The sequence below is a fragment of the Rhizobacter sp. P3_C12 genome, assembly GCF_056402735.1.
The window spans coordinates 1-4601 of sequence record NZ_JBFUGW010000384.1 but is presented as its reverse complement, the minus strand read 5'-3'; the positions used below and the strand labels follow the sequence as shown (position 1 = coordinate 4601).

The 4601-nt window shown below is 73.1% G+C and carries 6 protein-coding genes; all 6 read right to left on the bottom strand.

All coding sequences use genetic code 11. From position 1 onward, the window contains the following. On the bottom strand, nucleotides 1-369 hold a 369-nt coding region (locus AC1DXV_RS31575), incomplete at its 3' end, for a nicotinate-nucleotide--dimethylbenzimidazole phosphoribosyltransferase (protein ID WP_477937438.1). A 3-nt stretch (nucleotides 370-372) separates the two neighbouring features. Further along, complete coding sequence (locus AC1DXV_RS31570) at nucleotides 373-1830, bottom strand: cobyric acid synthase (protein ID WP_477937436.1); 1458 nt, start codon at nucleotides 1828-1830, stop codon at nucleotides 373-375. Beyond that, a complete protein-coding gene (locus AC1DXV_RS31565; protein WP_477937440.1) occupies nucleotides 1827-2732 on the bottom strand; it encodes an aminotransferase class I/II-fold pyridoxal phosphate-dependent enzyme in 906 nt (301 codons plus the stop codon). Before AC1DXV_RS31565 ends, AC1DXV_RS31570 begins: the two co-directional genes overlap by 4 nt. A gap of 31 nt (nucleotides 2733-2763) precedes the next feature. Next, on the bottom strand, nucleotides 2764-3663 hold the full coding sequence (gene cbiB, locus AC1DXV_RS31560; RefSeq protein ID WP_477873082.1) for an adenosylcobinamide-phosphate synthase CbiB: 900 nt from the start codon (nucleotides 3661-3663) through the stop codon (nucleotides 2764-2766). Nucleotides 3664-3670: 7 nt separating this feature from the next. Further along, a complete protein-coding gene (cobO, locus tag AC1DXV_RS31555; RefSeq protein ID WP_477937434.1) occupies nucleotides 3671-4240 on the bottom strand; it encodes a cob(I)yrinic acid a,c-diamide adenosyltransferase in 570 nt (189 codons plus the stop codon). Nucleotide 4241: 1 nt separating this feature from the next. Continuing rightward, nucleotides 4242-4601 (bottom strand): ATP-binding cassette domain-containing protein (locus tag AC1DXV_RS31550; RefSeq protein WP_477937432.1); only part of this gene is annotated, 360 nt, incomplete at its 5' end.

The window sequence follows — 4601 nt, the reverse complement described above, 5'->3', positions numbered from 1 at the left end:
TCCAGCCCGCGGCGCGAAATCGTGCGCGACACCGGCGTCCACCACCGTCAGCGCAAGACCGTGCTGGCGCGCGAGCACGCTGACGGCCGCGCCACCGGCCAGGAAGTTCTCGACCATCTGCCAGGTGACGTCGCTCGGAAACGCCGAGACGCCGCGCGCCGCCAGGCCATGGTCGCCGGCGAACACCAGCATCTGCGGTTGCACGAGCCGCGGCGCCTCGCTGCGCTGCACCAGCCCGAGCTGCAGCGCGAGCGATTCGAGGCGGCCGAGCGAGCCGAGCGGCTTGGTCTTGCGGTCCAGCCGCTGCTGCAACCGCTGCGCGAGCGCGGCGTCGTGGGTCGGTGCAATGGAAGGCAGTTCGAGGCGCATGGTTCAGTCCGGCACAGGTTGGAGAAGTTGCATCAGCGAGTCGGGCGCGAAGTGCGCCTCGGCGAAATCGGCCAGACCGTCGAACACGTCGTCGAGCGTGCGGGCCTGCCGGCCGAACAGCGCGCGCAGCACCTCGTCGCATTCGAACACGCCGTGCGCATAGAGCCCGAGCACGTTGCCGCGCTGCCAACCGATCGGCTCGCCGCCGGCATTGCGCAGCGCAACGGCGAGCGGCGCGGTGGCCTGCGTGCGGCCGTGGCGGATCTCGTAGCCGCGCAACGCGGCCTGCGACAGCGCGGCCCACGGCCCGTCCAGCGTCTCGAAGCGAGACTCGATGGTGCCGAGCCGCTTCTCGCGCTCGAAGCGCGTGGCCAGCGGCAGCAGCCCGAGGCCGGCCGCATCGCCGTCGATGCCGAACGGGTCGGCGAGCGATTCGCCGAGCATCTGCAAGCCCCCGCACAGCCCGAGCACCGGCCGGCCGGCCGCGGCGTGCCGGCACACCGCATCGGCCAGCCCCTGCGCGCGCAGCCACGCGAGGTCGCTGCTGGTGTGCTTGGAGCCGGGCAGCACGATCCAGTCGGCATCGGCCAGCGCGGCCGGCGTGCGCGCCCAGCGCAGCCGCACGCCGGGCAGGTGGCGCAGCGGCTGGAACTCGTCGAGGTTGCTGATGCGCGGCGGCGCGATCACGCTGATGCGCAGGCCGTCGGCATCGCCGCTCGGCGTGTCGTCGAACACGCCGTCTTCCTCGGGCAGGCCGTGGCCGCGCCACATCGGCAGCACCGCGAGCGTCGGCACGCCGGTCAGCTGCTGCAGCTGCGACGGGCCCGGTTCGAGCAGCCGCGCATCGCCGCGGAAGCGGTTCAGCACGAAGCCGCGCAGCAGCCGCTGCTCGTCGGGTGCGAGCAACTGGTGCGTGCCGTACAGGTGGGCAAAGGCGCCGCCGCGGTCGATGTCGCTGACGAGCAGGCAGGCCGCGTCGGCCGCGAGCGCGGTGCGCATGTTCACGTAGTCGCTGTGGCGCAGGTTGATCTCGGCCGGCGAACCGGCGCCTTCGATGACGATCACGTCGTGTGCCGCCTGCAGCGCGTGCAGCGCGTCGCGCGCGTGCGGCCACAGCAGCGCGCTGCGGTCGTGCCAGGGCACGGCGGCGAGGTCGGCGCGCACCTCGCCCATCAGCACGACCTGGCTCGCGGTGTCGCGCTCGGGCTTCAGCAGCACCGGGTTCATGCGCACGTCGGGCGCGGCGCGCGCGGCCAGGGCCTGGAAATACTGCGCGCTGCCGATCTCGCCGAGGCGGCCGCCCAGGCCCGGCACGACGCGCGCGTTGTTGCTCATGTTCTGCGCCTTGAACGGCGCGACCTTCAGGCCCTGGCGCGCATACCAGCGGCACAGCGCGGTCGCGAGCCAGCTCTTGCCGGCCCCGCTGGTGGTGCCGAGGACCATCACGGCGCGGGCGGTCATCGCGTGATCTCCCTCCAGGCGCGAGCGAGCGCATCCTGGGCGTCGGGAGGCCGGACGCCGAGACGCACGGCGCCGGGCAGGCCCATCGATGCGGTGTCGCGCAGCTTGATGCCGTGCTCGCGCAGGCGCGGCAGGCGTTCGACCAGGCCGTCGCCGCGCGCGACGTGGAACGGCGTCTCGCTGTCCTCGCCCTGCCAGCCGAGCGTGACGCAGAGGTCGAGCTGGCGCGCCTTCCAGCGGCGCAGCGTGGCCAGCGAGTCATGCAGCCAGTGCTGCGTGGCCGGCGTGGTCCAGGCGGTCAGCATCGCGACGCCATGGGCGCCGACCGGCCACGAGGGCGCGAGATCCCGCAGCGGTTGGACCAGGGGATCGGCTTCGGGAGCAATCGCATAGGCCGCGCGGATGCCGGTCAGGCCGAGGGCCTTGTTCGGCGACCACAGCTGCCATGCGGTATCGGGCAGCGGCAGGGGCTGGCCGCTCAGCCGCAGCGGGGCGTAGGCGCGGTCGATGACGTGCACCGCACCGTCGACGCAGGCCAGCGGCGCCGACCGGCCCAGCGGGCTGCTCGGCGAGGCGTGCCAGACCAGCGCCGCGGCATCGCGTTCGACCTCGCGCAGGCCGCGTGCCGCCGCCGCTGCCGCGTAGTCGCCGTAGCAGGGGCGCGGGATGAACACACCGGCGCCTGGCCTGGCGAGCGCGATGGCGGTGCTGATGCGGGCGATGAACTCGCTGGCGCTGGCGGCGATCACGATGCGGCCGGAGGTGACGCCGTGGTGTTCGGCAAGCGCCGCGCGCAGGTCGGTGTACGACGGGTCCGGATAGCGGCTTGCGTCGACCTCGTCCCACGCGATCGGCGCCGGGCCGCAGGCGTTCGCGTTGGTCGAGAAATCCCAGCGCGGCATGCCCTGGGCGTCCGGTCCGCCGTGCACCACGTCAGACGCTCCTTGCCAGCAGCGCGATGGCCGCCATGGCCACCGAGATCCAGGCGGCAATGCCGGCATACCGCAAGGCCACGCGCACATCGGCCGCGCGCGGCACCCTCGCCCGTGCGTTCAGCGTGTACACGCCCGGCTTGCCGAGCCGCACGCCCAGCCGCATCGCCATCGCCCCCATCGGCCAGCCGCCGTTCAGCGACGGGGTCAGCCGCGATTGGCGCTGCAGCCGGCGCCAGTCGACCAGGCGCACCGGCGGATGCAGCAGCACCGCGGTGATCCGCGCCGGCACCCACGACAGCACGTCGTCCGCCCGCGCCGCCCACTTGCCGGCCCATTCCCACTCGCCGCGGTAGCCCCACATCGCATCCGCCGTGTTCGCGAAGCGGTAGACCAGCGCCCCCGGCAGGCCGGCCACCGCGTACCAGAACAGCGGCGCGACCAGCGAGTCGTTCAGGTTCTCGGCCAGTGTCTCGATCGCGGTCTCGCGGATGGCGGCTTCATCGAGCGCCGCGGTGTCGCGGCTCACCACGCGCGCGAGCTGCCGCCGCGCAGTCTCCACGCCCTGCCCCAATGAACGCTCGATCGCCACCACCTCGTCGCGCAGCATGCGCCATGCGAAACACGGCTTCAGCAGCAGCGCCAGCAGCGGCACCGACATCCACCACGGCCACGCCGACAGTTCGCGCTGCAACAGCCCGCCGAGCACCGCGAGCAGGCCCGCGCCGACGCACCATGCGAGCGCCCCGCCGACGAAGGCCGGCCACGGCGACCCGCGCCGCACGGCGCGGCCCACCGGCCCCAGCACATGCCCCAACCACGCGACCGGGTGCAGCGCGTCGCGCGGCTCGCCGAAGCAGGCGTCCCAGGTCCAGGCGAGCAGCAGCGCGGCAGCGAGCATCACCGCCTCAGTCCTCGATGCCGCGCTGCGCCGGCACGCCGGCCTTGTAGTGGTGCTTGACCAATGTCATCTCGGTGACGGTGTCGGCCAGCTCGACGAGCTCGGCCGGTGCGCCGCGCCCGGTCAGCACCACGTGCACATGCGCCGGCCGCTCGCGCAGGCAGGCCAGCACCGCATCGAGCGGCAGCCAGCCGTAGCGCAGCGGGTACATCACCTCGTCGAGCACGACGAGGAAATGCTCGCCGGCCCGGATCGTCGCCTCGGCGCGCGCCCAGCCGTCCTTCGCGAGCTGCGCCGAGTGTTCGAGGTCGCGGCTTTTCCAGCTGAAGCCGTCGCCCAGGCCTTCGATCGGCACGCCGAGCTGCTCGAACACCCGGTGCTCGCCGAAGCGGGCCGACGGTACCTTCATGAACTGGTAGATCTTCACCGCCTTGCCGCGCCCATGCGCGCGCAAGGCCAGGCCAAAGGCTGCGGTGCTCTTGCCCTTGCCGTCGCCGGTGTGGACGATCACCAGGCCACGACGTTCGCCGTCGGGCTTCTCGCTGCGCCGCTCGGTCGGCGGGGTTTCGATCTGCATGTCAGTCGTCCAGGTTCGGAAGGGTCAGGAAGCGGTTGCCGACGCGCTGCACCCGCACCGCGTGGTCGAACACCGATTCGAGTGCGTCATGCACGCGCGGGTCGTCGTGCGCGCCTTCGGCCGCGATGCGGCCCTGCCGCATCACGACCAGCCAGTCCGCCTGCAGCGCGAGCGACAGGTCGTGCAGCACGCTGACCACCCGCTGCGCGCGCGCCAGGCGCTGGAACAGCCGCACCAGCGCCACCTGGTGCGGCGGGTCGAGGTGGGTCGTCGRCTCGTCGAGCAGCAGCACCCCGGCCTGCACCGCCAGCGCGCGGGCGATCAGTGCACGCTGGCGCTCGCCGCCGGACAGCCCGTGCAG